This is a genomic window from Nguyenibacter vanlangensis (assembly GCF_013376155.1).
Lineage (GTDB): Bacteria > Pseudomonadota > Alphaproteobacteria > Acetobacterales > Acetobacteraceae > Gluconacetobacter > Gluconacetobacter vanlangensis.
Window position 1 is genome coordinate 1 of record NZ_JABXXP010000481.1, and the last position, 2186, is coordinate 2186.

Annotated in this window: 3 protein-coding genes; 2 read left to right on the forward strand and 1 reads right to left on the reverse strand. The window is 67.7% G+C overall.

The annotated features are described in order from the left end of the window. A partial coding sequence (locus HUK84_RS15575) for a prolyl oligopeptidase family serine peptidase (protein WP_176641099.1) occupies positions 1-1082 on the forward strand: 1082 nt, incomplete at its 5' end. 93 nt (positions 1083-1175) lie between these two features. Here HUK84_RS15575 and rpsU read toward each other — a convergent pair. Next, positions 1176-1379: a 30S ribosomal protein S21 gene (gene rpsU / locus HUK84_RS15580; RefSeq protein ID WP_010506446.1), complete on the reverse strand. Its 204-nt coding sequence runs from the start codon at positions 1377-1379 to the stop codon at positions 1176-1178. Positions 1380-1614: 235 nt separating this feature from the next. On the opposite strand from rpsU, the gene def reads away from it, so the two are divergent. Next, positions 1615-2145, forward strand: coding sequence for a peptide deformylase (gene def / locus HUK84_RS15585; RefSeq protein WP_176641100.1), 531 nt, complete (start codon positions 1615-1617; stop codon positions 2143-2145). Positions 2146-2186 lie beyond the last annotated feature (41 nt).

Genomic DNA, 2186 nt, shown 5'->3' on the forward strand with positions numbered 1-2186 from the left:
AGGTCGCGGTGACGGGCGCGGGCGTGGTGATGACGGTGCTGGATTCGGTGCGCGGCCAGGCCTGGATCTTTCAGCAGGCCGGGCGGGACGGCGGCGCCTGGCGCGGCGTCCGGCTGGCGATGCCGGACATGATGTCGATCCATATCGTCGATGCCGACCGGGAGTCGGGCCGGGCGTTCCTGTCGGTTTCGGGCTTTCTGACGCCTTCGCAACTATGGCTGGTGGATTGCGTGGGGGGCAGTGCGCGCAAGATCATGGAATTGCCGCCGCAATTCGATGCCGCCGGGCTGGAGGTCGGGCAATTCTGGGCGGTATCGGCGGATGGGACGCGCATTCCCTATTTCCTGGTCCACCGGCGGGGCATGAAGCCGGACGGCACGAACCCGACGCTGCTGACGGCCTATGGCGGATTCCAGGTCGCGTCGGTGCCGGACTACAACCCGGTGGTCGGGCGGCTGTGGCTGGAGCGGGGCGGGGTCTACGCGGTGGCCAATATTCGCGGCGGGGGCGAGTTCGGGCCCGCCTGGCACGAGGCCGGGCGCACCGTCCATCGCCAGCGCGTCTTCGACGATTTCGCCGCCGTGGCGCGGGACCTGATGGCGCGGGGCGTGACGACGCCCGCGCGGCTGGCGATTCGCGGCCGGTCGAACGGCGGGCTGCTGATGGGGGTGGAGTTTACCCAGCACCCCGAATTGTGGGGCGCGGTCATTATCGGCGTGCCGCTGCTGGACATGGAACATTTCGAGACGATGGCGGCCGGCGCGTCCTGGGTCGGCGAATATGGCAGTATGGACGAGCCGGCGCAGCGGGCCTTCCTGCAGCGTATCTCGCCCCTGCGGGCGCTGCGCGCGGGGGTGCGCTATCCCGAGCCGTTCATCTTCACCTCGACCCGCGACGATCGGGTGGGGCCGGTGCATGCGCGGCGTTTCGCCGCGAAATTGCAGGCGCTGGGGGTGCCGTTTCTCTATTACGAGGACGTCGAGGGCGGGCATTCCGGCACGGTGAATGCGCGGGAGATCGCCCATGAGCGGGCGCTGGAGGCGGTCTATCTGTCGCGGCTGATGGCGCCGGCGGGACAGTAGGGGGAAATCAGGCATGAAAAAAGGCCGGCTCCCCTGGGGAGCCGGCCTTTTTTCGGAACTGGGCCCCCTTCGGGGCCGCGTTCATGGAACAGGTCAGAACCCTTCGCGTTCCAGGCGCTTGCGCTCCATCTTGCGGGCGCGGCGGACGGCCTCGGCGGCCTCGCGCGCCTTGCGCTCGGAGGGCTTTTCGTAATGGCGGCGCAGCTTCATCTCGCGGAAGATGCCTTCACGCTGCATCTTCTTCTTGAGCGCCTTGAGAGCCTGGTCGACATTGTTGTCGCGAACGAGAACCTGCACTTGGTCGTCAACTCCTGCTTTGTGGCCTTTCGGATCGGCCACGAAAACTGCCGTGGCGGGATGTCCGCCGGCGGCTATGGCCCGCGTGCGATTCCCGAGTGGGGCGGACCTATAACATGGGGTCCGTGCGGAACACAAATCATTCCGCCCGTTTCCTGGCGGAAACAGGCGGACTATTTTGCGGGACATGCGTGGCCTGCGCGTTATGGCCTGCACGACAGGAAAGGGTGGGATCGTGACCTTGCTGAAAATCGCCCGGATGGGCCATCCGGTCCTGCTGCGCCGCGCGGACCCGGTGGCGGACCCGCTGAGCCCGGAGATCGGGCGGCTGATCGACGACATGATCGAGACGATGGAGGATGCGCGCGGGGCGGGGCTGGCGGCGCCGCAGGTGCATGTGTCGCTGCGGCTGTTCGTCTATCGCGTGCCGCAGGAGCGCAGCGCGGGCGACGACGATCCGCCGCGCGGCGCCAGCGTGCTGATCAACCCTGTCCTGCGTCCCGTCGATGACGAGATGGTGCTGCGGCCGGAGGGGTGCCTGTCGATTCCCGGCCTGCGCGGCATGGTGCCGCGTCATGTGCGGGTCGCCTATTCGGGGTTGGAGCGGGACGGCACGCGGGTGGAGGGGATCGCCGGCGGCTTCATGGCGAATGTATTGCAGCATGAATATGATCATCTGGACGGGATTCTCTACCCGATGCGCATGACGGATTTGGGGCAGATGGGATTCGAAGAGGAAATCGCGCGCCACGGGGTGCGGGAATGATCGCGGCGCGGCTGGCCGCCTGTGTCGCCGCCTGCGCGCCG